This is a genomic window from Kitasatospora sp. NPDC092948, assembly GCF_044754805.1.
Lineage (GTDB): Bacteria > Actinomycetota > Actinomycetes > Streptomycetales > Streptomycetaceae > Kitasatospora.
Genome location: NZ_JBIVPU010000012.1, coordinates 171,711 through 196,396, shown reverse-complemented (window position 1 = coordinate 196,396; position 24,686 = coordinate 171,711). Strand labels below are relative to the sequence as shown.

The 24,686-nt window shown below is 72.3% G+C and carries 28 protein-coding genes; 22 read left to right on the top strand and 6 right to left on the bottom strand.

What is annotated here, in order from left to right; all coding sequences use genetic code 11:
* The first annotated feature begins 121 nt into the window (after positions 1-121).
* The 19 genes from ACIQF6_RS28885 (at position 122) to ACIQF6_RS28795 (ending at position 15,866) form a co-directional block, all read left to right on the top strand.
* Positions 122-637 (top strand): hypothetical protein, encoded by a 516-nt coding sequence (locus ACIQF6_RS28885; protein ID WP_400900152.1) that lies wholly within the window; start codon positions 122-124, stop codon positions 635-637.
* Positions 638-781: 144 nt separating this feature from the next.
* On the top strand, positions 782-1,210 hold the full coding sequence (locus ACIQF6_RS28880) for a hypothetical protein (protein ID WP_400900150.1): 429 nt from the start codon (positions 782-784) through the stop codon (positions 1,208-1,210).
* 104 nt (positions 1,211-1,314) lie between these two features.
* The gene (locus ACIQF6_RS28875; protein WP_400900148.1) at positions 1,315-2,091 is read left to right on the top strand and encodes a hypothetical protein; all 777 of its coding nucleotides are present in this window, start codon (positions 1,315-1,317) and stop codon (positions 2,089-2,091) included.
* A gap of 226 nt (positions 2,092-2,317) precedes the next feature.
* Positions 2,318-2,719 (top strand): hypothetical protein, encoded by a 402-nt coding sequence (locus tag ACIQF6_RS28870; RefSeq protein WP_400900146.1) that lies wholly within the window; start codon positions 2,318-2,320, stop codon positions 2,717-2,719.
* Between the two features lie 62 nt (positions 2,720-2,781).
* Positions 2,782-3,246 (top strand): hypothetical protein, encoded by a 465-nt coding sequence (locus ACIQF6_RS28865; RefSeq protein ID WP_400900144.1) that lies wholly within the window; start codon positions 2,782-2,784, stop codon positions 3,244-3,246.
* A gap of 17 nt (positions 3,247-3,263) precedes the next feature.
* Positions 3,264-4,187: a hypothetical protein gene (locus tag ACIQF6_RS28860; RefSeq protein WP_400900142.1), complete on the top strand. Its 924-nt coding sequence runs from the start codon at positions 3,264-3,266 to the stop codon at positions 4,185-4,187.
* A gap of 99 nt (positions 4,188-4,286) precedes the next feature.
* The gene (locus ACIQF6_RS28855) at positions 4,287-5,027 is read left to right on the top strand and encodes a hypothetical protein (RefSeq protein WP_400900140.1); all 741 of its coding nucleotides are present in this window, start codon (positions 4,287-4,289) and stop codon (positions 5,025-5,027) included.
* A 174-nt stretch (positions 5,028-5,201) separates the two neighbouring features.
* Positions 5,202-5,945 (top strand): hypothetical protein, encoded by a 744-nt coding sequence (locus ACIQF6_RS28850; protein WP_400900138.1) that lies wholly within the window; start codon positions 5,202-5,204, stop codon positions 5,943-5,945.
* 70 nt (positions 5,946-6,015) lie between these two features.
* Complete coding sequence (locus tag ACIQF6_RS28845; protein ID WP_400900136.1) at positions 6,016-6,543, top strand: hypothetical protein; 528 nt, start codon at positions 6,016-6,018, stop codon at positions 6,541-6,543.
* Positions 6,540-7,460 (top strand): hypothetical protein, encoded by a 921-nt coding sequence (locus ACIQF6_RS28840; RefSeq protein WP_400900134.1) that lies wholly within the window; start codon positions 6,540-6,542, stop codon positions 7,458-7,460. Before ACIQF6_RS28845 ends, ACIQF6_RS28840 begins: the two co-directional genes overlap by 4 nt.
* Before the next feature lie 79 nt (positions 7,461-7,539).
* On the top strand, positions 7,540-8,025 hold the full coding sequence (locus tag ACIQF6_RS28835; protein ID WP_400900132.1) for a hypothetical protein: 486 nt from the start codon (positions 7,540-7,542) through the stop codon (positions 8,023-8,025).
* Between the two features lie 76 nt (positions 8,026-8,101).
* On the top strand, positions 8,102-9,028 hold the full coding sequence (locus ACIQF6_RS28830; protein WP_400900130.1) for a hypothetical protein: 927 nt from the start codon (positions 8,102-8,104) through the stop codon (positions 9,026-9,028).
* 77 nt (positions 9,029-9,105) lie between these two features.
* Positions 9,106-10,023 carry a hypothetical protein gene (locus ACIQF6_RS28825; RefSeq protein ID WP_400900128.1) on the top strand — a complete coding sequence of 306 codons (918 nt, stop codon included), beginning with the start codon at positions 9,106-9,108 and terminating at the stop codon, positions 10,021-10,023.
* A 166-nt stretch (positions 10,024-10,189) separates the two neighbouring features.
* Positions 10,190-11,161, top strand: coding sequence for a phosphoadenosine phosphosulfate reductase family protein (locus ACIQF6_RS28820; protein WP_400900126.1), 972 nt, complete (start codon positions 10,190-10,192; stop codon positions 11,159-11,161).
* Between the two features lie 261 nt (positions 11,162-11,422).
* Positions 11,423-12,436 (top strand): hypothetical protein, encoded by a 1,014-nt coding sequence (locus tag ACIQF6_RS28815; RefSeq protein WP_400900124.1) that lies wholly within the window; start codon positions 11,423-11,425, stop codon positions 12,434-12,436.
* Between the two features lie 103 nt (positions 12,437-12,539).
* On the top strand, positions 12,540-12,989 hold the full coding sequence (locus tag ACIQF6_RS28810; protein WP_400900122.1) for a hypothetical protein: 450 nt from the start codon (positions 12,540-12,542) through the stop codon (positions 12,987-12,989).
* Positions 12,990-13,325: 336 nt separating this feature from the next.
* Positions 13,326-14,078 carry a helix-turn-helix domain-containing protein gene (locus tag ACIQF6_RS28805; protein WP_400900120.1) on the top strand — a complete coding sequence of 251 codons (753 nt, stop codon included), beginning with the start codon at positions 13,326-13,328 and terminating at the stop codon, positions 14,076-14,078.
* Between the two features lie 76 nt (positions 14,079-14,154).
* Entirely contained in the window at positions 14,155-14,679 is a 525-nt protein-coding gene (locus ACIQF6_RS28800) for a hypothetical protein (RefSeq protein WP_400900118.1), read from the top strand.
* 299 nt (positions 14,680-14,978) lie between these two features.
* On the top strand, positions 14,979-15,866 hold the full coding sequence (locus tag ACIQF6_RS28795) for a replication-relaxation family protein (protein ID WP_400900116.1): 888 nt from the start codon (positions 14,979-14,981) through the stop codon (positions 15,864-15,866).
* 93 nt (positions 15,867-15,959) lie between these two features.
* Here the strand turns inward: ACIQF6_RS28795 and ACIQF6_RS28790 are convergent, their stop codons facing one another.
* Together ACIQF6_RS28790 and ACIQF6_RS28785 are read right to left on the bottom strand one after the other, a co-directional pair.
* A complete protein-coding gene (locus tag ACIQF6_RS28790) occupies positions 15,960-16,094 on the bottom strand; it encodes a hypothetical protein (protein ID WP_400900114.1) in 135 nt (44 codons plus the stop codon).
* Between the two features lie 166 nt (positions 16,095-16,260).
* Positions 16,261-17,160, bottom strand: a complete 900-nt coding sequence (locus ACIQF6_RS28785) for an ATP-binding protein (protein WP_400900112.1) — start codon at positions 17,158-17,160, stop codon at positions 16,261-16,263.
* A gap of 251 nt (positions 17,161-17,411) precedes the next feature.
* On the opposite strand from ACIQF6_RS28785, the gene ACIQF6_RS28780 reads away from it, so the two are divergent.
* Both ACIQF6_RS28780 and ACIQF6_RS28775 read left to right on the top strand, forming a co-directional pair.
* Positions 17,412-18,227, top strand: a complete 816-nt coding sequence (locus tag ACIQF6_RS28780) for a GntR family transcriptional regulator (RefSeq protein ID WP_400900110.1) — start codon at positions 17,412-17,414, stop codon at positions 18,225-18,227.
* Between the two features lie 224 nt (positions 18,228-18,451).
* Entirely contained in the window at positions 18,452-19,705 is a 1,254-nt protein-coding gene (locus ACIQF6_RS28775; RefSeq protein ID WP_400900108.1) for an XRE family transcriptional regulator, read from the top strand.
* 34 nt (positions 19,706-19,739) lie between these two features.
* On the opposite strand, the gene ACIQF6_RS28770 is transcribed toward ACIQF6_RS28775, so the two are convergent.
* The 4 genes from ACIQF6_RS28770 to ACIQF6_RS28755 all read right to left on the bottom strand — a co-directional run bounded on the left by ACIQF6_RS28770 (position 19,740) and on the right by ACIQF6_RS28755 (position 22,907).
* Positions 19,740-20,561: an alpha/beta hydrolase gene (locus ACIQF6_RS28770; protein WP_400900106.1), complete on the bottom strand. Its 822-nt coding sequence runs from the start codon at positions 20,559-20,561 to the stop codon at positions 19,740-19,742.
* A 97-nt stretch (positions 20,562-20,658) separates the two neighbouring features.
* A complete protein-coding gene (locus ACIQF6_RS28765) occupies positions 20,659-21,033 on the bottom strand; it encodes a hypothetical protein (protein WP_400900104.1) in 375 nt (124 codons plus the stop codon).
* Between the two features lie 27 nt (positions 21,034-21,060).
* Positions 21,061-22,404 carry a hypothetical protein gene (locus ACIQF6_RS28760; RefSeq protein ID WP_400900103.1) on the bottom strand — a complete coding sequence of 448 codons (1,344 nt, stop codon included), beginning with the start codon at positions 22,402-22,404 and terminating at the stop codon, positions 21,061-21,063.
* Complete coding sequence (locus ACIQF6_RS28755) at positions 22,401-22,907, bottom strand: tetratricopeptide repeat protein (RefSeq protein ID WP_400900101.1); 507 nt, start codon at positions 22,905-22,907, stop codon at positions 22,401-22,403. Before ACIQF6_RS28755 ends, ACIQF6_RS28760 begins: the two co-directional genes overlap by 4 nt.
* Positions 22,908-23,270: 363 nt before the next feature.
* Between ACIQF6_RS28755 and ACIQF6_RS28750 the strand changes: the two genes are divergently transcribed.
* A complete protein-coding gene (locus tag ACIQF6_RS28750) occupies positions 23,271-23,807 on the top strand; it encodes a hypothetical protein (RefSeq protein ID WP_400900099.1) in 537 nt (178 codons plus the stop codon).
* The last annotated feature ends 879 nt before the right edge of the window (positions 23,808-24,686 follow it).

The following is a 24,686-nucleotide window of genomic DNA, read 5'->3' as shown; positions in this document are numbered from 1 at the left end:
CGGCCCCCGGCGCCCCCCCGGGGGGGGGGGGGGGGGGGCGCCCGCCCCCCCCCCCCCCCCGGCGCCGCCGACCGCGCCGGCCGGCACTGCCCACGCACCTGCCCACCCCTTGGAGACCCCGTTGTTCCCCACCCTTCACCGCACGCTGCCCTGGAAGAAGGCGCAGGCAGAACTCGCGCTTCCCGCCCACCGGGAGCAGCTCGACCACCTCACCGTGCACACCCGCGTCCGGCTGACCTTCCGGATACCGCTGGAGCTCACGTTCACCCACCGGGAGACCCCGGCCGGCTGGGAGCGGCTGAGTCTGGCGGTGCACCCGAGCGACAAGGCCGACAGCGCCTCCGCCCGCACGGCGCTGGCCACCCTGGAGCCGCTGGTCGTCGCGCTGCTCGCCGACCCGGCGCTGCGGGCCGACCTCGGGCCGCTGCGCGAGGAGGTGCTGCGCTGGCAGGCGGCCGTCGAGCTGAAGGCCGTGCGGCGCAGGCGGGCCGAGGTCGCCGCGGCCGCCGCCGGCCTGCGCGAGCAGGAGCGGGAGTTCGCGCGGTACGGCATCGACTGGGAAGTCGCCGCCGCCACCCTGGTGGAAGTGGAGGCCAGGGCCGCGGCGGAGACGGCGAGGTGGCTCGGGCACCGGTGACAGGCACCGCGGGCGGTGGGTTGGCGCCGGGTCCGGCGCCAACCCACCGCACAAATCGAACTTCAATTGTGGTATAGTTCTTTTTGTTGGCGAGGGTTGGCGCCCCGCCCGTCCACTCGATCCGCCCATCTCCATGGAGGAACCATGCCCCTGCGCCGAATCAGGATCGACCGGGACGAACACGGCCTGCCGCCGCTGTACGTCTCGGTCCTGGAACTCGTCGCCCGCCGCGATCCCAATTTCTTCGGTGGCCACTACCACGGCCTGATCGTGGTGTTCGGGATCTCCCTGCGGGCCGAGGGCGACCCGGAGGCGGACGGCAGGCTGCAGGCCGATCGGCTCGCGGGCGAAGTCGGCTGGCGGGTCGGTGCCGGACTGGGGCCCTGGGACCGCACGGAGGGCGTCCGCAGGATCGCCACCGCGCTGGAGGCCCTCGCGGACTCCGTGGCCCTGCAACGCGCCCTGATCGACACGGCCGCCCCGACGCAGCCCCTGCAACTCGCCTGCTGCGCCCGAGGGGACCACCCGGCCCCCGGCCCGGCGTCGGCCCTGGCCGCCGGGGGGCTCTCATGACGTGGAACCTCCGCCGGGGAACCGTGCTGTCGCGCGAAGCCGTGCACAGGCGGTTCGGGGGGCGTACGCGCGGGCGCATCAGCCCTTCCCGACAAGGCTTCGTGATGATCTTCCTCAACCACGAGAGCCCCGGCCGCCGGTACGAGGGGTGGACCGGCACCCACGTACAGGTGCTGGGCGAGGGCGGCGACAACGGCACGGACCAGCGAATGGTCCGCGGGAACAGCTCCATCCTGAACCACCGGGAGGAGGGACGGACGCTGCACCTGTTCGTCCCCGAGGCGCAGCAGGTGCGCTACGTCGGCGAGTTCGCGGTGGACGAGGCCCTGCCCTGGGTCCGCACGCGGATCGAGGAGGCCCCCACGCTGCGCTCCGGCAGCGGCCGCCTCGCGCTGGTCTTCCGACTGCTGCCCGTCGGCACAGCGCCGACCGGCCTGCCCGCCACGCGCGGCCCGGTCACCCGGATCACGCGGCTGAGCGTTCCCGCGATGACCGCGCGTCTGGGGCTGGACGAGCGCGAGCAGGTAGCCGCGTCGCTTCTGCGCGCCTACGCGGAGCACCAGGCACGCAGCCGCACCCCGTGCCCGGGCTTCACGGGGTGGCACATCACGCTGCCGGAGAACCTGGCCCCGCTGGAGGTCGACCTGTTCGACGAGGTGAACCGCGAACTCGTCGTCGCCGCGCCGAGCATGGCTGACACGGAGATGTACCTGAGCCTGGGCGAACTGCTGGACCTCGAAAGGCTTTTCGAGAGCGCGCCCCGCATGGTCGCCCTGCTGCCGTCGCGCCCGCAGGAGTGGCGGATCGCGTGGTTCAACGAGCGCGGCGTCGCGGTGGCCTGGCCCGAGGACGAAGGGTTCGTTCGCCGCGATCCGTCGTAGGCGCAGCGGCGTCCCGGCGGGGACGGTATCGGGGTTGCCCCGATACCGTCCCCGCCCGCGAGCAGCCGCCGGGCCGGCGGCAGGCTGCAGGTGCCGGCCTGGCAGCCGCCAGGCCGGTGCGGCAGGGCAGGCAGGCAACCCTTCGTCATTCAATTGTGGTATGCTTCTTCTTGTCGGTTCGGGTTGGCGCCCGACCCGGCCGCTCGATCCGACCAGAAGGAGATCCATGCCCACGCCCCCTCCGAGCCAGCATCTGACCAGGCCGCCGGGCCCAACAGTCTTCACGATTGTCCGAGCCGCCTTCGACGGGGCCGCGATCCCATACCGAGTCGACGGGCAGCCCAGCATCGACTACCAGGCGGTGATCGTCGAGCTTGAGAATCTGGCCCACCCCGGCGTCAACGACATCCCCGAGATTCGGGTCACCGACAACAACTCGTCGATGCGATACGGCGAGAAGGACTTCCACGGCCTGTGGGCGGTTCTCTACCAGTCCTACGACGACGACGGCCAGGACGTGTTCCAGTCCTCCGACTTCGGCGAGACCGGCGACGGCCGCGCCCGCCTGCGCGCGGACCTGGACGCGCTGATCACCGTGGTGTCGGGGCTCCGCAGCCGCACCGCCTGACACCTGCCGGGGCCACCTCCGGGCGGCCCCGGCCCACCATCCGCCAGCAACGAGGGGCCCACGTGCAGCAGACGAACATTCACCTCAGCCGGACCGACCCCGTCACCGGCGCGACGGAGGCGGCCGACTGGGGCCGCGAGTTCACCGAGGTCGACGGCGTGGTCCTGGTGGTGAAGCACACCTACCGCGGCGCCACCCGGCACCAGTTCTGGCGCGCGGAGGCCTACACCGATCACATCGCCGCCGCCGGATTCCAGGAGTGGGCGCAGGCGGGGCACGGCTTCGGCTTCGCGCACGTGCGGCGCAAGCTGCTGCTGCGCCAGATCGCCGACCTGGTGGGCACCGAGGAGTGGGCCGCCAAGCGCGCGGCGTGGCTGGCCGCACCCGCGGTGGTGGGGAACCTATCGCGCCGTCAACCGGGGCACCCGCCAGTGGTGGCTGGCGCCGAACACCCCGAGTCGCGACACCGAACTCGGGCCGTTCCCCAGCCGTCCCGCCGCACTCGCCGCCCGTCCCTGAACCCCTGATCACCCAAAGGACCGCCATGCCGCCCTCGCAGCCCCTCTCCCCCGCCCTCGCCGACGCATTGGCCCGCCACGTCGCCACCGGCGCCCGCCGCACCCGGACCGATCTGCCGGGCGGGTACGCGGTCGTCGCCGGCTTCGGTCCGGACGGCCCCACGGGCGACCTGCGGGTCGCCGTGCTCGCACCCTCGCCCCGGGGCCGGATCTGCAACGCCTGCTTCTCCCCCGGGACAGCGCTGCCCGCCGCCACGCGGCTGCTGGTCCGCGCCGTCCGCGAAGCGCCTGCCGTCCCTTGCGGTCCGACCGTCCGGCCCGCGCCCGCGGACGTGGCCGCGCACCTGACGATCGGCGCGCCGGAGCAGCGGCCCGGGGAGCCGGGCCTGTTCGTCGGGTACGGCCATGCGACCGGATGGCTGTGCGACGGCCGGCTGGGCGTCACGCTGGGCAGCGCGGCGTCGGGTGCCAGCATCACCCTCTCGGGGCCGTGGGACGCCGTGGCGGTGGCCGCGGTGGTCGACTGCGCGCTGCTGGAGCTCACCGACGCGCAGGCCCTGGCGGCCGAGGTCTCCGCGCTTCTGCCCGCGCGCTGGAACCGGGTGCTGCACGATCAGTGGCACCCGGCGGCCGCCGTCCTGCTCCCCCGCCACTCCCCGGGCCCCGACGATCCGCTCGGCCGGGTGTTCTCCCGGGAGCTCATGGCCGTGGGCAGGGATCTCCTGACCCGCTGGCCCGACCTGGAGATGCAGCCCTTCCTCTCCAACGAGGGCGCTGCGGTGGCGCTTCGGGTCACCCGCCGCGAGGCGCAGGTGCCGGAGCTGGTGAAGTTCGCGCGGCTGGTTCCGCCGCGCGCGGGAGAGCCGCCGATCAGCGTGCTGCACTCCGAGTACGTTCCGCCGGCCGTCCGGACGGCCCGTCGGGCGGCGCTCGCAGGCGAGAGGCTGTAGCACCGGACAAAATCAGACTGCATTTGTGGTATTCTTATTTTCATCGGAGGGGTTGGCGCCCCTTCGGCCACTCGATCCGCCTACCCGAAGGAGCATTCCGTGCCCACCAACAGCGCATCGGAGCCGTTCTACCCCGACCACTGCACAGCGTGCGGTTCGACCAGGCTCGAAGACGTCGACGAGGCCGACCGCTCGGACTGCTGCGACGCATCCGTCTGCGCCGGACCGCGGCTGATCAACTTGGGCACGCCCCGCCGCCATCGGCCCCACCCGTGCTGCGCCAGCGACCCCCGCTACCGCCCCGCGCTGACGAAGGTCCTCGGTGACGCCGGGATCGGCCACCACGGCATCAGGGTCGCGGACTTCCCGCACGACGTGCAGAACGCCCTCGATCTGCTCCTGCCGCAGCACATCACGCGCGAGGACCTGCGCCGGATCGTCGCTTCCCTGCGCCGGGGCGGCTGGCACTGCCGTCCGGATCGGTTCGACGCCCACCGAGCCCGGACGGTCGTCCGAATCGGGGTGGGCCCGGAGCCCAGCAGGCCGAAGCGGTCGGCCCTGCTCGCGGAGGCGGACCGGGTGGTCCAGCTCGCCGGATTCAGCCCATACCGGGACGGGCACGACCGGGCTCCGTTCTGGGGCTACATCGCCAGCCAGCTGTTCGACGACGAGGCCGGGTCGGTGTACATCGGTGCGCACGGCCCCGAAGGCGTCGGCTCCGCCGAGGCCGCCGAGGAGTCCGAGGCGATGCAGCAAGCATTGCGCGAGGTCGGGTGGACAGTCCAACCCGCACTCAACCACTCCTTTCACGCCTTCGCCCCCCTGCCGCCCGCCGCCTGAGCCGCCCCGCCCCGGGCGCGGAACCGCCGCGCCCGGGCTTCCGGGAACAGCCGGCCCCCGGGCTGGCACCCACAGCATCAGCCACACTCGAATGTTAATTGTGGTATGCTTATTTTCATCGGCGGGGTTGGCGCCCCTCCGGCCACTCGACCCATCCACCCGAAGGAGCTCCCCGTGCCGACCAGCGCTACCGAACCCGAGGCAGAGATTCCCGACCACTGCGAGGCCTGCGGCTCGACGGACCGGGAACACACCGAGGACCGCGGCTACTCGGGCTGTTGCAACGAGCCGGTCTGTCCCGGCCCGTGGCCCGTCGACTACTCCTTCCGCGCCCCCCGGCGCTACCTGGCCGACCCGTGCTGCGACAGCGACCCCCGGTACGCCCCCGCGCTGCTGAAGGCCGTCGACAACGCCAAGATCGGACGCCACCACGGCATCGGGAAGCCGCGAGGCGTGGAGAACGCCCTCGACCTCTTCCTGCCGCAGGATCTCGCCCGCGAGCACCTGCGCCGGGTCGTCGCGTCCCTGCGCCGGGACGGCTGGCACTGCCGCCCGGAGAGAATCGACACCTACCAGTCCCTGCCGGTCGTGCGGATCGAGGTCGGTCCGGAACGCAGCGGGCAGACGACGGCCCCGCAGGTCGCAAACGAGGACCAGGTGCTCCAGCTCGCTGGCTTCAGCCCGTACCGGCCTGGGCGGGACCGGGCCCCGTTCTGGGGCTACACATCCGACTTCCAGCTCGGGAACGAGAGCTGGTCGGTGCACATCGGCGCGCACGGCCCCGAAGGCGTCGGCTCCGCCGAGGCCGCCGAGGAGTCCGAGGCGATGCAGCAGGCGCTGCGCGAAGCCGGGTGGACGGTCCAGCCCGCACTCAGTCACTCCTTCAACGCCTTCGCGCCCCTCAGCCCCTCCGCCTGATTCTCCCCTGCCCCTCCCCGGGCGCGCCAGGATGCGCCCGGGGCCCAGACCATCCAAGGAGCCAGCAGCCATGGCTGTTTCGCCCAGGTTGAACGAGAAGTACCGCCGCACCGCCCGTTTCTGGCCCGCGACCCGAGAGGAGCCGGACGGCCCTCTGACCCCTCCTGCCATGCAGGAGGCCGGCGCCTTCGTCTTCACCTACGTCGACGGGAACACGCTGGTCGTGAGCGTCGACGTGGAGACCGTCCACAAGGGGCTGGTGGAACGCCGCGGCACAAGCGCGCGGGTCCCGCTGCACATCACGGTCAACGGCACCACGGTGTTCTACGAGCCCTCGGAGCGCTCCGGCCACACGGCATGGCGCGTCGTCGGACCGGGAAACGAGGTCGCCCTGTTCGCGGACGACGAGGTGTGGATGGCGCGGCGCCTGGTCCAGGAGAACGGCGGCGTGCTCCAGTTCCGGCGGGCGGGGCACGCCGAGTGGCACAACCCGGGCGCGCCAGCCGCCAGGCCGCTGCGGCCCCGGCGGTGGCGGGCGGCGGTCGGGTGGATGCGTCGGCTCGCCTTCCGGTGCGGCGTCGGTCGGTGGCTTCGATGAAGAGCTTCCGACAGGACGTGCTCCCGTTGGAGCTGGGGGAGTTCCCGACGTCGTCGCCCTGGTGCCAGCGGTGGGACGGGCGGCGGCATGCGTGGCGGCACGTGAGCGAGGGCGGGTTCGACGCCCGCCGCTACGTCGTCGGGGCGGTGTCGGAGGAGGAAGCTAAGGCGTTCGTGGTACGGCACCACTACTCGGGCTCGTACCCGGTCGCGGTGCGGCGCCTTGGCCTGTTCGACGTCTCGGAGGGGGGCCGGGTGCTGGCGGGGGTGGCGGTGTTCGGCGTGCCGGCCGGCCCGCGGGTGCTGACGCACGCGCTGCCGGAGTTGCGTCCGGTGACGGAGTCGCTCGAACTGGCAAGGTTCGTCCTGCACACGAATTGCCCGGGGAATTCGGAGAGTTGGTTTCTGGCCCGGTGCTTCGAGGACCTGCGCGCCGCGGGCGTGCGGGGAGTGGTGTCGTTCGCGGACCCGGTTCCGCGGCGCGGCGCCGACGGCCGGCTGGTGGCGGTGGGGCACGTCGGGACGATCTACCAGGCGACGAACGCGCTCTACACGGGCCGGGCGGCCCCACGGACGCTCAAGATCTTGCCCGACGGCCGAGTGCTGAGCGAGCGGGCGGTGCAGAAGGTGCGGCGGCAGGAGCAGGGCCACCAGTACGCGGAACGGATCCTGTGCTCGTTCGGGGCGCGGCCGCTGCGGGCCGGCGACGACCCGACACTGTGGCTGCGGCGCGCCTTGGCGGAGGCCGGGGTGCGTACCCTTCGGCACCGCGGCGCGCACCGATACATCTTCCGGCTGCGGGCCCGGCGGCGGGAGCGGGAGGCGATCCGGCTGGGCGTCCAGCCCGATCCGCGCTATCCGAAGGCCCCAGATCTCGATCCGTGGGCTTTCCCGGGTGCCCCAGGACCACAAAAGTGACCTAACTGTGGTATGCTTCTTTCTGTCGGCAGGGGTTGGCGCCCCTCCACCACTCGATCCCCGACCCCGGAGGAACACCATGAACCCGTCGCAGCGGGACGCCGATCGGCTCTGGCTCGCACTGGACCTCTCGCAGATCCCCGGCCGCGTCGTCCACACGGGCACCGGCGTGTACAGCGTCGAGGCCCCCATCGAACTCGGCGGCATCTCCATGACCCTGGAGATGGCCGCCGACCGGCACGGGCTGCTGTGGCAGTTCCTGAACAAGGGTGAGCCCTTGTTCGGGGCCACGCGCTCGGACCTGATGCCGGACGAGGTCCCCGCCTGGGTGCTCACCATGCTCTCCCACCTCGGCGGCCGCCTGGGCGAGCCCTACTTCAAGGTGGGCGACCGGGTGCTGGTCGGCCCGCCGGACTCCCGGCACTGCATGACGGTGCAACAGGTCGTCGAGATCGCGGGCGAGCACCACCTGATGGGCGACACCGACGCCCGCCAGTGGCCCGCCTCCGCAGCCGTGCACGCCGTGCAGCTCCCCGGCCGACGCGCCGCCCAGCAGGTCGGCTGACGCCTGCCCGGCCCGCGCACCGCGTGCGGGCCGGGCAGCGCCCCGCTTCCCTCCCTTCTTCCACTTCGAGGTTCCGATGACCTTCTCCCTTGCCCCCGCCGACCGCTTCGCTATCCGCGACGAGGCCACCGGCGAGTTCTTCTACTACGTGCCGTTCGACCTGGTGCGCAACAGCAGCTACCGGGACGGCTTCGCCCTGCACGCCGACGGCCACCCTATGCAGCGGCTGTCCTCGGGGAGCAACTGGTGGCGCTGCCCGGTCTGGGCGAGCACCCTCACCGCGAGCTGGACGCCCGCCCCGACGGTCACCGCCTACCGGCTCCACGACCCCGCCACCGAGTCGCAGGCGTTCCCCGCCAGCCTGCTGCCCGAGCAGTGGTACGAGCTGCGCACCAAGTACCGCGACGCCGCCGACGACCTCTACGAGCCGGTGACGGAGGAGCGACCGCGCGAGTCGGAGACCCTGCCCGGCGGCCCGTGGCGCGTCCTGGAGGGCCAGGCCCCGCCGGTCGACGGCGACGACCGCTGGATCGTCAACCTGCCCCAGGCCCTGGCCCACCACCCCGAGTTCCGCTGGTGGCTGCCCGGGAAGCTCACCGGCCTGCGGAATGCCGTGGCGAAGGCCGTCCGCAAGCTCCCCAACGTCACCGACGTCCACTGGTACAACGACTCCGGCCCGGTGCGGGTCGTCCTCACGCTTCCCTTCGAGCGGCCGCTCACCCGGGAGCAGACCCACAGCCCCACGACCGGGCGCAAGCTGCGCCGCCCCGTGAGCGAGGAGGTCACGGCCCGCATCCACCTGAATCTCACCATCCCGGATGCGGTCACGGGCGAGAACTACGAGAGGGCGCTGGTCGCCTGGCAGGAGGAGGTCGGCTACTGGACCGGCGTGATCACGCAGCACGCGCAGGTCTCCGCCTGCAACACCTGCGGAGGCCACGGCTACGTGCCCACCGACCCGACCCCGCACGCCGAAGCCCCCAGCCCCCGCCGGAACCGATGATCCCCGGGTGGAGGGCCGCGCCCGAGCGGCCCTCCACCCGCCCCGCCCAGCGCCCGCGCACCCGACCGGAGACCACCGTGCCCAGCTCCCCCGACTTCGCCGGCCGCACCATCCCGGCCTTCCCCTACTCGCCCAGCAACCTGGCATTGATCAGCACCGACCCGTTGAGAGGAGACACGATGGCGAACCTGACCGAACCGCCAGCGCGGGAGACGACGTTCTACCTCGGCGTCCCGCCGAGCTGGGCCCCGCGCAGCTCCGTACCGCTGATGCTGTCGGCCAACGCCCTGATGAACTACCGCTTGAGGGGAGAGCGTTCACCGGTCGCCCGAAGCCGCTATGCCCTCGACAGCGGCGGGTTCTCGCAGGTGGGCAAGCACGGGGACTACCTGCTGGACTCGGACGCCTGGGGCGGGATGGTGTACAGGATCATGGACCGGTTCGGCGCCCCGCCGGATTTCGTCTCCGTCCAGGACTTCATGACGGAGCCCCAGATCATCGCCCGCACCGGCTGGACCCTGGAGAGGCACCAGGAGTTCACGGTCGACTCGTACCTGTACCTGACACGGGAGTTCGAGCACGCGCCGTGGCTGCCGGTGCTCCAGGGGCAGAGGGTGGAGGACTACCTAGCGCACTGCGAGAAGTACGAGGCGGCCGGCGTCGACCTCGCGGCGCTGCCGCTCGTGGGTGTGGGCTCGGTGTGCAGGCGGCAGGGCACGCGCGAGACCGGGCACATCCTGGCCGCGCTCGCGGGGCGCTCCCTGAAACTGCACGGGTTCGGGGTCAAGGCCGACGGCCTGCGGAAGTACGGCCATCTCCTGGCCAGTGCGGACAGCTACGCCTGGTCCTCCGGCGCGCGTCACCGCCAAGAACGCCTGGCTGGCTGCTCGCACCAGGCCGCGGACTGCCGCAACTGCATGCGCTACGCCCTGCACTGGCGCGACCGAGTGATGGACGCGCTCAGGGCAACGCAGCAATTGACCCTGGCCTTCTAAGTCACACCCTCATTCGTCATTTAATTGTGGTATGCTTATTTCTATCGGCAGGGGTTGGCGCCCCTCCGGCCACTCGCTCCCACCCCGCCCCGAAAGGCTGTCCGATGACGCCCGAAGACCACCCTCGCGCCCGCCGACGGTCCGCCCCGATCGAGGAGGGATGAGCGTGGCACGCCGAGCCATCCCCGGGCAGGGCGCCTTCGACCTGGTCGAACTGCGCCCCGAGGTGCCGGACCTGGCGTCGTACGACGTCATCCTCATGAACGTCAGCGGGGGCAAGGACAGCCAGGCCGCCTTGTCCGAACTCGTACTGCACGCCACCGCCGCCGGCGTGATGGACCGCATCGTGGTGGTCCACGCCGACCTCGGCATGGTCGAGTGGCCAGGGGTGCGGGAGCTCGCCGCCGAGCACGCCGCGCACTACGGCCTGCGGTTCGAGGTGGTTCGGCGCGAGGGCTCCAGCCTGGTCGAACGGGTCGAGGAACGCGGCATGTGGCCGTCCGCGGACAACCGGTGGTGCACCTCGGACTTCAAGCGCGGCCCGATCCGCAAGCTGATCACCCGCCTGGTCCGCGAACTGCGGGCCGCCGGACACACCGGCCCGGTGCGGGTGCTCAACGTGATGGGGCTGCGCGCGGACGAGAGCGCGGCGCGTCGCAAGCTGCCGCCCTTCGCCCACGACGGCTCCAGGACCTGCCCGTGCCCGGAGTGCCAGCGGCGACGAAAGGCCACCGAGGCCGCCAAGGCCGCGGGGATCACGACGAAGAAGATCCCGGCCAAGGACAAGATGCAGCACGGCGCGTCGAACACCTTGCGATGGGTGGACACCTGGCTGCCGATCCACTCGTGGTCCGCCGCGGACGTGTGGACGGCGATCTTCGCGGCCGGCACCCGTCCGCACCCGGCCTACGCGGCTGGAATGCCCAGATTGTCCTGTGTTTTCTGCATTTTGGCCTCGCGTGCGGCACTGGTGCGGGCCGCTCAGCTGCAGCCGGCCCTGGCCGCGCGGTACCTGCTGGCGGAGCAGCTGGCGGGACATCGGTTCCGGCTGGACGTGAGCATGGCGGAGATCGTCGCGGAGGCCGCGGCCGCCCCCGCGCCACCGGCGGGAACCCTGGTGGCCTGCTGGGAGGGCTGACCGGCCCGGCAGGTCGGGACGGGCGGCCCACCGCCCTCCCGGCCCGCCGGGACCGTCCGACTCCGACGTCGAGCCCGCCCGCACCCCGTCGCAGCGCGGGCAAGGGCGGGCGCTGCCGGTCGGGGCGGCGGGGATCCGTCCAGCCACCCCGACCGGCCATATTTGCACTTCAAATGTGGTATTCTTGTTCTTGTCAGCACGGCTGGCCCGCCTCGGTGTTGGCGCACCACGGCGGCACTCGATCACCGCCCAGGAGCAGCCATGTCCCTCACCGCACCGGAGAAGCCCGTCGCCGCCGGTCTCCGCATCACTTCCTACGCGCCCACCCTGCTGGTCCTCAGGGCCGTGGTCGTCCACGCCTGGGGCAAGGAGGAGTTCGCCCTGGCGATGCCCACCGCCCCGCAGGGGAATGCGGCCTGGCAGTGCGCCCGGATCGCCCTCTACCTGGACGCGCTGAACCGCGAGACGGTCGCGCCGGGCGCGGCCGAGCTGAGCAGCTTCCTGCGCTCCGACTCCGGCGCGCCGGTCCTCACGTGGGACTACCCGTTCGAGGCGCAGAACGACGAGCGGGTCGAGTGCCTGCTGAACCTGGTCCTCAAGCCCGGCTCCGAGGGCGGGCCGCCGGGAATGTCTCTGGCCGTCGTCGAACGGGAACCGGGACCGGCAGGGTTCTACCGGCGGCGCTTCTGGGGCAGCGCGCGGAGGATCGCCGAAGAGGCCGCGAAGGAGATCGAGGGCGAGGCGGGCCGTCTCGCCTCGCTGGCGAGCCGTTTCAACTCCCGCCACCTGGCCAGCCTGGCCGAGGACGCCAGCGACTTGGCCCGCCGGATCGAGCCGGTGCGCCAGGCGCTGCGGGTCGCGGTGCAGCAGGCGGGTCGCTCCCGGGCCCGGGCCGCGACCAACGGCACGGCCGTGGAGCCGGAGCGGCGCAGGACGGTCCTGCTGCCCCAGGAGGAGTCGCTAGTCCTGACCGGGAGCGTCGTCCACGTGGCGAAGCCGGTGGAGGACGAGGGCGAGGCGGTCGGGCGTCTGGTCCTGGAGCCCGACGCGGACCATCGGCGACGCCTCGCCCCCGTCATCGGCCAGCTGATGTGCCGCCTGGCCGGTCCGCTGGTGGAGCAGGTGGACCGCGCCCGGCTGCGCCCCGGCGACCGCGTCACGGTGTGCGGCCACCTGGAGGTGCGGCACTACCGCGCCTCGGACGGCATCCCCCGCTCCGTGTCGGTGTTCGTCGTCGAAGGCGTCGGGTTCGGGGCCTTCCCCATCCGGCCCTGACTCGGCCGCCCGCCACCGCGCCCGAGACGTCGACCTGGCGGGGCGGCCGGGCTGCGGCCGCCCCTTCTGCCCATTCACCCCGTTCCGATTCCTAGGAGTTCCGATGCCCCTCCCCCACTCCCCTGCAGGCCAGTCGTACGCGCGGCCCAACGCCGCGGAGGTCGCCTGGGCGCTCGACGCTGCGGACGCCGCGCGCAGCGACGGCGCCCTGGGCGGTCACCGGGCGGCCCGCACCGCTTGCGCCATCCTCGCCGCCGCGGTCTGGGACGAGCTGACCGGCTTCGACCCGCAGGTGCCGTTCGACGCCGTGGGCCTGGAGCTCGTGCTGGACGCCTTTGGCGAGGTGATGACCACGGGACATCTGTGGCGTGCGGACGGGAGCGAGTTCGCGATCGTCGACGGCGTGTGGCTGCACGACGTCTGCGAGTGGACCTCGCTCCTGACCGATGACAACGCCTCGGCCTGGTCACCGTTGTGTTCGCCGCTGCCGCCGCTCGCGCCCGGGTTGTCCCGCTTCAGGCTCGACCTGGTGCGCGCCGCGCAGTCGGAGTAGCCGGGCGAATCGGGTCGGCGGGACCAGCGGTTCGGCCGGCCCGATCCGCAGCCCCGTGCCGGCGGCAGCCATGCCGCTATCCACAAGTCAGATGTGGGATTTTTTTCCGAGCACCCAGCGGGCCCTGACGGACGGCGCGCATGAATGATCGAAGCGATATCGAGCCAGTTCAAGGCCGCCTAGCGCCTGATGGCCCTGCATCCGGCACCACATTCCGAGGAGCGCATGACCGTCCGTAGGGCATACATGACGCCTTGCAATGCCAATCAAATGTGGTAACTTCTTTTTAAGGCACGGGGCCGGAACGGCCCACACCGAATGTGAATGGAGACGCCGATGATCCCCGCCGGCCAGATCCCCGCGGATGACACCGCGGCCGCCGACCTCTACAACCTCAGCGTTCACCGCTACCGGGTCAACAAGACCTGGGAGACCTTCCCCGCCGCGGTGAAGCCGCTACACCGGGAGGGTGCCAAGAGCCGGATCTACGACCTGGGACAGCTGACCGTGGTGGCCCGCAACGCCAAGGCCGCCAAGGAAGCCGCCAAGAAGAGCGAGAAGGCTTTCGAGGAGGAGATCCCGGTGATCTCGCGCGACACCCAGATCCTCGACCCGGGCGCCAAGGACCCGACCCTCAAGAAGGACAAGAACGGCAAGCCCGTCGAACTCGAGGCCGGCGACCTCTTGGACCGTGACGAGGCCTACGCGGCGCTCCCGGAGGAGCGCCGGCCGTCCTGGAGCACGTGGCTGCGGATGATCGCGCCGCCAAGCGGCGGCGCGAAGACGGTGGGGCCTCTGCCCACCGTGATCCTGGGCGGCAGCATCCGCCTGTGGTCCTACAAGGCGCTGCTCACCTGGAACGCCGACCGGACCGAGCTGCACCCGACCGGCCACGGATACGGCCGCCCGAAGGGCACGCCGGAGTCGACGCCGCGGGCGCCGCGGGCGGACAAGGTCGAGCGCAGCGAACGGACCCGGCAGCTGCTGGCCGAACGGCCGGCCATCACGGCCGAAGAGCTCGCCGCCGACCTGGGCGTCAGCGTCCGCACCGCGGACAGGTACCTGGCCGAGGCCAAGAACGACGCCTGATGCTGCAGATCCCCGACACGGACAACCCTTCCCGAGCCGGCCGGTTGGCCGCAGACACCGCCAGGAGCAGGAAACCGTGGTTCTTCCAGCACTGCTGATCTCGCCCACCGGGTCGGTGAGCAAGGAGCTCCTCCCCGGCCGCGACCGCCTGGTGAACGTCCGCACCCTGGTCGGCGGATCCGTCAACGGCGCGAACTATCGCCGCGGCACTCGGATGTGGACCCTCGGGGACGCCGGCGCCCACGGCCCGAACATCCTCGCCACCGCGTTGGCCAGTGTCTGGCGGGGCCGGGACCTGGCGGCCGCCTACTGGCTCCGCGGCCCGGTCCTGCTGACCGGGGCGGACGCGGAGGACCTTCCGGTCGCCCTGCAGCAGCAGGTGTACGACGACGTCCACACCCTCCAGGTGGTCCTCGACCAGGTACTGCGGCCCCGGGTCGGCTCCGGGCCGCGGTCGGACTGGGAGGCCTGGCAGCAGATTCTCGTCGGCGCCTTCGCCGCTGTCCCCGCGGCGGCGGCCCGGCCTGAGCGGGCCCCGAGTAGCAACGGCCGACCACGCTCGAAGGATGCGCGCCCGGGGCGCGCGGAGGCTGCCACATAGGATCGGGTCCGCTGCCGCCCGGGCGGCGCCGACGTAGGTCCTCCGACGCACAGCAGTGGCCGGACGGACCGGTGGGCGCGCTCTGCGGGCCGAAGCGGAACTCACCGGCTCCCGCGAGACGTCGCTCGTCCACCGACCTGCGCCTTTGGCCGAACTCACCGAGCGGCCTCCGGCAAACTCACCGGCCGCGGCAAGAGGCAGCCGGCGTTCTCACCGGTCGGTGATTTCCAGCCGTTACGACCACGGGGGGCACCGGTGAGTATTCCGGTGAGCACGGTGGGGTTTGCTCCGGGAGCACGATGTCGACCTTCCGGGGGCACCCATTGCGTGAACGATCTCTCCTGCTGGCGCTGTACATGCACCGCATGGCCACCACCTCGCGTCTTCACGAGTTGGTGTCCACCGAACTGCACATCACCTTGACCCGCCGTCAGCTGCGCGGACTGCGCGAAGGCGGCCTGGTCGAGCGGGCGGCGCTCAGCGGGCGCGAGACCATCTGGTACCTCACCGACCGCGGTCGTGCGGTCGGTGCGCAGCTGAAGGAGGTCCAGCACCGGTCGAGTCCGCCGGCTCCGGAGAGCCCGTTCGAGGCGAGGATGCGCAGCGAGCACACCCTGGCGGTGCTGGATGCCCACTTGGCGTTCCTGAAGGACGCCCGGCGCCGGGGGGACGAGTACGGGTGCCTGGACTGGGAGCCGGAGATCTACCACAAGGTCGCCGAGCAGGGGGCGGAGGCGCTGATCGCGGACGCGGTGATGCGGTACACGGTGGTGTCGCCGAAGCGGGCGCTGCACCGGGCGTTCATCGAGGTCGACCGGGCGACGATGTCGTCGGAGGCGTTGGCGGGGAAGCTGCTCGCGTACGCGCGGTTCCACCAGTTGCTGCCGTCGCCGGTGCGGCAGCGTGGCGGGCAGGTGCAGTCGGCGATGCAGGTGTGGAGGGGCTACTACCCGGCGTTCCCGCGGATCCTGTTCATCCTGGCCGAGGGCGGTGCCAAGGCCCAGTTGCGGCGGGTGCGGGATCTGCAGGCGTTGGCGCAGTCGAGCCCGCTGGTGGAGTCGATGTTCCTGACGGTGCGGGCCGGGGTGGCAAGTCTGCGGGAGATGCAGGAGTCGGGGCCGTCGGCGTCGGTGTGGTCGTCGTTGGTGGAGCCGCAGCGGGCGCGGTGCGGGTGGATGGAGTTGTGAGACGAGGCGGCGGTGGCCGGACCCGGGGAAGGTCCGGCCACCGCCGCGTCGTGGTTGGCGCCGGTCCGAGGGATCGACCGGGCTGGTGGCGGTTCAGGTGCCGGCGGGGCGCGGTCGTCCCCGGCCGGTGAACTTCTTGACCGGGCTGTGGGGGCCGTGGCTGAGGGGGCGGTGTCCGTCGAGGTGGATGATCCGTCCGCTGTCGGTGCGGGCCAGCAGGTTGGTCACCCGGTGGGGCCAGTTGTCGACGGGCAGCCAGTCGCCGATGGAGACCTCGGCCGGCAGGCGGTCCCGGGGGCGTTGATGACGGTGCCGTCGCTCAGCAGGAACTCCTGCGAGTTGATCTTTCCGCTCGGGGTGGGGGTGGGTCCGCTGGGCATGATCGGTCTCCAGGTCAGGGTGCCGGTTCGGGCGCGGGTGCGGGCAGGTGGACGGTATGGGCGATGACGTCGGCGAGCAGCGCGGCATCGGTGAGGCTGCCGGTGCCATCGGGTGTGTTAAGCCAGTTCGGGGTACCGGGCCGCGGGGCCATCAGGGTCTGGCCAGCGGCATGGTGAAGACCAGTTCCGGTGGGCCAGGTGGCACCGGGAGGGACGAGGAAGTGCACCGCGGCATTCGCACGGAGGACGGGGCCGGGGCTGATGCCGAGGGCGTTCAGGAGCTGGAGGGCGTTCCTGGCGCGGTGCGGCTCGGTCGTGACGACGTCGAAGTGGGTGCCGGTGGGTAGGGGGACGGTCTTGCCTTCGCTCCAGCGCCGGACGGCGCTGGCCCGGGCCGCGGGCGGGAGGCCCTGCAGGAGCCAGGCCGTGCCGTCGGTGGCGGGGGTGTGGGACGCCGCCGGGCGGGCGGTGTGCTCCGCTTCGGGGATCGTGCACCGGGCGGCGACGTACTTGCCGTCGGGGAGGGCGGCAGAACCCCAGCGCCGGTCGGTGAAGGCGTCGACCAGGCGCATGCCCTGCCCGTTGGACTTCAGGCCCGGCACGGTCCCGTCGATGCAGGGCAGGCGGCGGGGGTTGGTGTCGAAGACGCCGATCCAGAAGTCGTGGTCGGGGAAGGCCAGCAGGACGTCGATGCGCCGGGGGCCGCCGTGGCGGAAGGCGTTGGTGAGGAGCTCGGAGATGACCAGCTCGATGCCGAAGAGGTCGTCTGGGCCGTGCGGGCGGCCGTCGGCGGCGAGGGTGGCGCGGACGTGGTCGAACACCTCGGTGCGCAGCGAGCTGACCGATTCCTCGGTGGCGTTGGCGAGGGACCATCGGCCGCCGGTGAGCGGCGGTGCGGTGCGGGTGGAGTTCATGACGCCTCCTGGTGGTGCGGGGCCGGGGCTGTTCGGGGGAGCTGGCGGCGGTGCGGGCAGAGGTGGGCGTGGCAGCGGGCCGGCTGGCGCGGGCGGTGCTGCTGGCGGTGGTCATGGTTGATCCAAGGCCCTTTTGTGAGTACAGAAATGGGCTTTGCGTATTCAGAATGGCGAACGACTTGGCGGTGGTCAACCGATACGCCAGACTTTGTGAGTACACAAAAACTTGGATCTTGAGAGGACCCAGCGGCGTGCCCCACACCAAGCACCCGGCAGGCGACGAGCAGCCCGGGGACGATGCTGCTGACCAGCCGGACTACGAGCGGATCGCCGCGGACCTGGCGGCTCGCATAGAGGCGGGCGAGTTCCCGCCCGGCAGCCGCCTGCCGTCGCTGGCCGCCATGGAGGAGCACTACGGGACCTCGCTGACGACCGTCCGCAACGCGGTGGCGGTGCTCCGCCACAAGGGCCTGGTCGAGACGGGCAACCGGCGGGCGGGGACCATGGTCGCCCCGCAGCGCAGGACGCATCGACTGCTCTGGGACCGCTACAGCCGTCCTTCTGCCGAGCAGTCGACGCCGTTCACCGCGGACACCGCCACACCATGGGAGGACTACCGGCTCTCCAAGCGGTTCGAGGTCGTCCCCGCCGATGCGGAGCTCGCCGAGCACTTCGGCGTCGAGGCCGGCGAGTTGCTCCTCGCCCGACACTTCGTCTTCCACGACTCCGATGGGCCGGAGCAGATGTCCACCAGCTACGTGCTCTGGTCGATGGTGCAAGGCACCCCCGTCGCCGATCCCGCGAACGAACCGTGGCCGGGCGGTACCCGCGCGCAGTTGAAGTCGCTCGGCGTCCGGGTGGCCGAGGTCTACGAGTGGGCGGTGTCGCGGATGCCGACCGAGGACGAGAAAAGGGGCCTCGCCCTGGGTCCCGGAGTCCCGGTGCTCTCCATCACCCGGCGTATGCAGACCGCCGAAGGCAGGGTCGTGGAGGTCGGCCGGCCGATCGTGCGGCGCGGACCGACCACCGTCATCGAGTACCGGGTCGAGCTTCAGGAGGACGAGTGAGCGCGCGGCAGCGCGCGGCTCCTTCCCCGCTGCGCCAAGGTGCCGCAGCCACACGTCGTCCATGTCGCCCCGCCTTCGGTCCGGGGCACAGCTCACTACCGGTGTTCAGGGGTGTCGACGTCATTTCGCACGACATTTTCCGGGCGCCACCGAGCGCGACAGCGGGACGCTGATCCGTCGCTCGCTGTGGTCGCGGGGGCCGCGTTGAAGGGATTCGGAGGATCATGGGCTCGGGGAACGAACGCCTGATCGACGCCTGCGCGGCCTTCGGGTGGACCAGGCAGCAGGACTTCGTGGCGGCTTTCGAGGGCACCGCCCTCATGCTCCGCTCTGACGCCACGATCACCCTTCGGCAGGTGCAGAGGTGGATGTCCTCCCGCCCCGGCAGGCCGCACCCCGACGCCTGCAGTGTCATCGAGGCGGTGTTCGGGGCCCCGGTGGAGGATCTCGGGTTCGCCCCGCGGCGTACGCCCCGGCACCCCGGCGGGCACCGGCTGCCCGGATCGCGGGAGCTCACCGAGCGGCTCAAGCCCGCGCTGGCGGACCCCGCCCGGTTCGCGGACCGCGATCTGCTGGGCCTGCTCGCCGCCGAGGTGGACCGAGCCGCGCTTCTGGACGTCGAGGGAGGCCCTCGCGTCGCGCTGCCGCACGTGGGGGCGGTGCTCGACGCTCTGGAGAGGCTCATCCCCCAGGCCCGCGGGCCGGTACGAACGGACCTGCTCGCGCTGGGGGCCAGGGCCGCGGAGTTCATCGCGTGGCTGCACCGGGACTCCGGCGGGCCGGCACCGCTCACCGCGGTGTGGCACGAGCGGGCGCTGGAGTGGTCGACCATGGCCGGCGACAGCCCGATGCACGCCTACGTCCTGCTGCGAAAAGCGCAGGCCGCATCCCCCGGTGATCCCGCGAGGATGGGTGACCTCGCGCGGGCGGCCCACTCGGGGCCATTCCGGCTGCCTCCTCGCCCTCGTGCGGAGGCCCTCCAGCAGGAGGCCCGGGCGCTCGCTCTGACCGGCGCCCCGCTCCACCAGGTGCAGGAACTGCTCCACCTGGCGGTCGCGGAGGTAGCTACCGCCCCCTCGCCGAGTGCTCCGGCGACCTGCACCGGACCGCTCGGCGAGGGGTACACGCTGGAGCGGCTCATGGTTCAGTGGGCGCTGTGCCTGCGGGAGGCAGGCCGGCCGGAGCTTGCGGTGGCGATGTACGAGCAGCACCTGCCCCAAGCGGCCTTCTCCGCCCGGGACCGCGCGTTCTTCGGTGCCACGCACGCCGGCGCGCTGGCCCGCGCGGGGGAACCGGACGCGGCAGCGGCGGCGGCGCTGGCCGTCCTGCCGCTGGTGAGCGGCCCCAGGTTCGGGCAGGCCCTGGCGGAGCTGCGCCGTACTGCGGCCGTCCTGAGCGGCCACGGCCGGCGAACGGCAGTACGGCGGCTGCGCAGCGAACTCGCCGACCTTTCGCCGCCGGGGCCGCGACGGCGCTGACCGGCTGCCGCGAGCCGACTCTGGGCGGCCTTGGCTACTGCGGCCAGGCCGCCAGGAAGCTCGAGACTCGGGCGATCGCCTCGGCCTGCCATGCCTGAGTCTGCGGGTCTGCGTAGCCGGGGTCGTTGTGGACGGCGAAGCCGTGCTCGGAGCCGTCGAGCTCGTGGACGGTGACGGGGCCGCCGAAGACGGAGCGGTAGCGGCGGGTGCTCTCGATAGGGACGAAGGTGTCCTTCGTGCCGTGGACAATCAAGGTCGGCGCGACGGCGCGGGGCAGGTAGGCGTCGGGGTCGAGGTGCTGGCACTCGTTGAGCAGGGCCCGGCCGAGGGCGAAGGGCGAGTGCTCGGTGTAGCCGTTGGCGTCGAGGTCGCGCACGGCGTCGGGGGCGAGATAGTCGTCCCGAACGTAGGGGCGGGAGGTGAGGTACCTGTCCTTATAATCCAGGCGGGGGTTGAGCAGGACCAGGGCGGCCACGTCCTGCGGGCGGGCGGCGGCGTGAAGCGCGGCGGCGCCGCCGGAGAAGGACGCCGCAATGACGTGCACCGGCAGCCGGGTGCCGGCGATCTCGCGCAGGTGGTCGGCGGCGGCCCTGATGTCGTTGGCGATGCCGGCGATGGTGATCTCCTGCTGCAGCCCTTCGGACTGGCCGTGGGCGCGCAGGTCGAAGCGCAGCGACTCCACGCCGGCGGCGGCGAGGCCGGCGGCCAGGCGGTCGAAGAAGCCGCTTTCGTGCCGGGTGACGCCAGCGCCGTGGACCAGGACGGCGATGCCTCTCCTTGTGCCCTGGGCACCGGTGAGGGTGCCGCTCAGCCGGATGCCGTCGAGGGAGGTAAACGACGTCTCGCGTTCGGTCATGCGCGGATGGTAGCCGCCGGGCGCGGGTGCGGGCGACGGCGCGCGGGAGCGTCGGCGGGCGCGGGCGGAGCGGACCTCCGCTCCGGGGGCCGACCCTTCAGGGGCGGCGGGGTGTCCGGTCCCGGTGGCCGGGGTCGATCAGGCCGTCGACGAGGTGCGCCGCGGTGAGCCGCTGCCAGGCCCACCAGGTGTAGGGGTGGTCGGGGCCGAAGGCCCGGGTACTGGCATCGACGAGGTGGTGTCCTAGCCGGATGGCCTCGGCGGGTCGGCCTGCCGCGAGGGCTTCCCCAGTCTGTGCCCACGCGCTGCGGTACCAGGCCGGGGGCAGCGGCGGTCGGTCGGGTCGCGGCGGCGCGAAGGCGGCGGCGGGGGCGCTCGGCGGGCGCGGTCGGGCCCACCGGAAGGCGGAGAGTGCGAGGGGGGCACCGGCCAGCAACAGCAGCGCGGCGGCGGCGAGGAACAGAGAGGGCATCGGGTGGTTCTCCGGTGGGCGGCCGGTTCAGCGGACGGCTCGGCGGACGGCGTCCTGGGCCTGCTCCAGGCAGTCGGGACAGAGAGCGATGTCGGGTTCCGGGCCGAGCCCGGGTCGGCGGCAGGTGGAGATCGCGCAGTACCAGGTGGACGGCTGCTCCGGCAGCTGCGGCCGCGGCGCGCGGCGTTCGCGCGGAGGCGCGGCGGGCAGCGCTGCGGTATCCGCGGCGATCTTGGCTTCGGCCTGGAGAACGGCGCGTTCGGCCTGTCGGAAGCCGCAGGCGCTGCACTCGGTGTTGGTGGCCAGGAGGACGCCGAGCTCGCAGTCAGGGCGCTCGCAGTCGTGGCCCATCTCCAGCACGGTGGCCAGGAAGCCGACCGGGCGGCGGATCGCGTCGGGGTCGTCGGCTGGCAGGAGGGCACGCTCGGGGCCTTGGGCCCGGAGCCAGCCGCTGCTGACGCGGGCCCGAATGTGGTCGGCGGTGCGGCCGCGGCGCAGCAGGTCGCGGACCCGGTCCCTGATCAGCTTCGGGGTGCGCCCCCGCTCCCAGAGGCCGAGGGCGTCAAGTACGGCGTAGGCGTCGTCCTCCCCCAGCAGCGGACGGGCAGCGGTGGTCTTGATAGTTCGGGGTCGGGGGCTCGTTTTGGTCGTCGCGGCGCAGCCGCCGGTGTCGGCGGACTCGTCTACCTGGGCGTTCGCGCGCGCGTGTGCGCGTGCGAAGCCAGGCGTCGCCTGGCCTTCGGCCGTTCGGGAGGCGTCTGGAATAGGGGTGTGGACAGGGCTGTAGATATTGGGCGTCGTGGGTGACGCCAGGGTGGCGTCACCGGTGACGCCCGGGGTGGCGTCGTGGGTGACGCCACCCTCCTGCTTGCGGGCGGTGCCGAGGGCCCGGGTGCTGACGCCCTTCTCGACGCCGCCGCGGTGCTCGTATCCGGCCCGCTTCTTGGCCTCCACCCGCTGCGCGCGGAAGGCCTTGGCGGCGTCCGCCGCCTTGACGCCGGGCGGCAGGGGGTCATTCCAGACGGTCGTGCCCTGCCACATCACGCCGCCGTCGTACAGGTGGTAGATCGAGGCGTCGTTGTTGCCCGGGCGCAGCGGGTCGAGGCGCTCTTCGATGGTGAGCATCCCGGCGACCTGCATTTCGAGCAGGGTGCGGTCGAGGGTGGAGATGCTGACGCCGAGCTGCCGGGCCAGTTCGCGCCGGTAGGGGTGGCCGAGGGCGGTGTTGCGGCCCTGGGTATCGGCGTAGCTGACGAGGATCGCGTAGAGCACCCGGGCGTTGGTCGAGTAGCGGGGATCGCACATCCAGAGGTTGGCAACCATGCCGAAAGGCAGCCCGCCGCCGCGGCGGACTTCCGGCTTGAGGCTCACGCCGCCACCGCCGATCGGTGGGCGGCCGGCCGGGTGTGGCCCTTGGCGGTGGCGGCGAAGGCCGCGTGGGCGAGTTCGGCGAGGCCGGGGATCGCGTCCGGGGCGGCGGCGTGCGGGGAGCGGCTGCGGTAGTGCGAGGCGCTGAGGAAGCAGGGCAGGGCGCGCTGGTGCTCGCCGGCCAGGACGTAGACCTGGCCGAGGATCTCCAGGGCTTCGGCGGTGTGGTGGTGGTCGGGACCGAAGCGGCGGTCGGTGTCGTCAACGTGGAGGGCGGCCAGGCGGACGGCGTCGGCGACCCGGCCGGTTCGCAGGGCGGTGGCGATGTGGAGCCGCGCGACGACGACGGCCGTCGGTGCTCCGGTCGTCTCGGCCTGCGGCTGCTGAGTGGGCGCCGTGGCTGGCCCGGGCCGGACCGGGCGGCGCAGCGCCGCCCGGACGCGCTTGAGGAAACCGGTGCCGGGGCGGCGGTGGGCGGCTCGGCCGGTGTCGGTGGTGCTGGTCAAGGAGACTCCCTGGTCGCCGGTTTTCGTGTCGGGAGTCAGGGAACCTCTCGGCTCTCACCGGTCTTCTCCCCGGCAGACGTCACGGCTGGATAACGCCGGTGGCCGGCGGCCGGTGAGTTTCGCGGGAACCGGTGAGAAGTGTCCTGCGCCACCGATCTTTGATCGCATACCGTCAAATATTGACGGGCGCGAGTGCACGTCATCGAAGGTTGATCGCGCTGGTCGAGCCCTGGGTGTAAACGCGTGGCCGTCCTCGCCCGGGCGGGCGGGCCCCCGCCTGCGGCGCCATGCGAGTGACGGAGCTGTACGGGGGCGGTGCCGGGCCTCGGCACCGGCAATAGCTGAGGGGTGAGTATCCACAGCATGGACCCGGTGGGCCCGGACGCGATCTACGAGGCGTTGGTCGCACTGGGGGCGGCGCCGGTGATGGACCCGGAGCTATGGCCGACCGGCCCGCAGGACGAGGACCGCGCCAGGCTGTTGGGCTGTCTCCTCGCCAAGGCCGAGCTCGAACTCGCTTCCACGACCCGGACGAACGCGGACGAGGACGACCTTGCGGTCCTCGGTGACGCGTACATGGGGTGGATGGATGTGGTCGGGCCGGACAGGGAGATCACCCTCGCGGTTTTGGTCTCCCGGCTGGAGAGGACGGCGCTCCATCTCCTTGACCCCGAGGACCCGGATGCGGAGAACGCGCCGCCGGCGCAGTTCACGGCCTGGGCCGCGGTGGTGACCGCCGTGACCGCGCTGGGCGCCCACATGTGCGCCCAGCGCGGCGAGGTGGATGGGGTCCGCCGTGCTCTGGGCCGGGTGGAGTCGTGCGTCATCCAGTTGCTCCAAGGCATCCACGGTCTTCGCGTGTTCATCGGCGATGCGGAAGCGGACGAGAGCGAGGACTGAGGGGGGCAACAGTGCCTTGACGGCCGCGTAGGCGGGACCGACCTTCGCGAGGATGTCCTGGCGGGTGCCGCCCGTCCCGTTGGGTGGGCCGCGGGGGGCGGGCTCCCGGGGCGGCGTCCGGCTCGGCCCGGTGCACCGGCCGTTGCCCCGACGCCGTGCCCTCGTCCGCCGGTCGCAGTCGCACTGTCCTACCGTCGCACCGCGTTGTCGCAGAGGCAGCGGCACTGCTCGCGCCGGCGCAGGAGCAGGTCCAGCACCAGCTGCTCGGGCGCGGTCGGAGGAGCTGGCCGTGTGCGATCTGCACCCCCCGATGCAGCTACTCGGTGTAGCGGCTCCCCGGTGGTGCGATTCTCCGGCGGCTCCGCCTGCACCGGACGGTAGGCGCTCCGGGTCCGGTCGGCCGGCGCGGAGCAGCGCGTCCCGGGTCCCCGGCCGGACGGTCGTGCGAAGGCGGGGGACCGGGAGCTGCATCGGCGATCGCAGGTGTCCCTTGGACGCCTCCAGTCGCACGGCGCCGTCCGGCGGCCGGGTCGCCCGCCCGCCGGACCGGTAGTGGCAGCGGTCGCTTTCGGTGACGGCGCAGCAGCGGCCGGCCGGTGAGTTCCGGTACCGCCGCTGACGTGGGCCGGTGAGTTTCGGCAAGAGCTGCAGAGGCGGACCGGTGAGTTCGGGGAAGGTCCGCAGGACGGGCCGGTGAGTTTGGCCCACGGGGCGCTGCGCAAGCCGGTGAGTTTGGCCCACGGGGCGCTGCGCAAGCCGGTGAGTTTGGCCCACGGGGCGCTGCGCGGGCCGGTGAGTTTGGCCCACGGGGCGCTGCGCGGGCCGGTGAGTTTGGTCGCGCAAACTCCCCACCACAGGTCAGAGGGTATTTCCAAACTC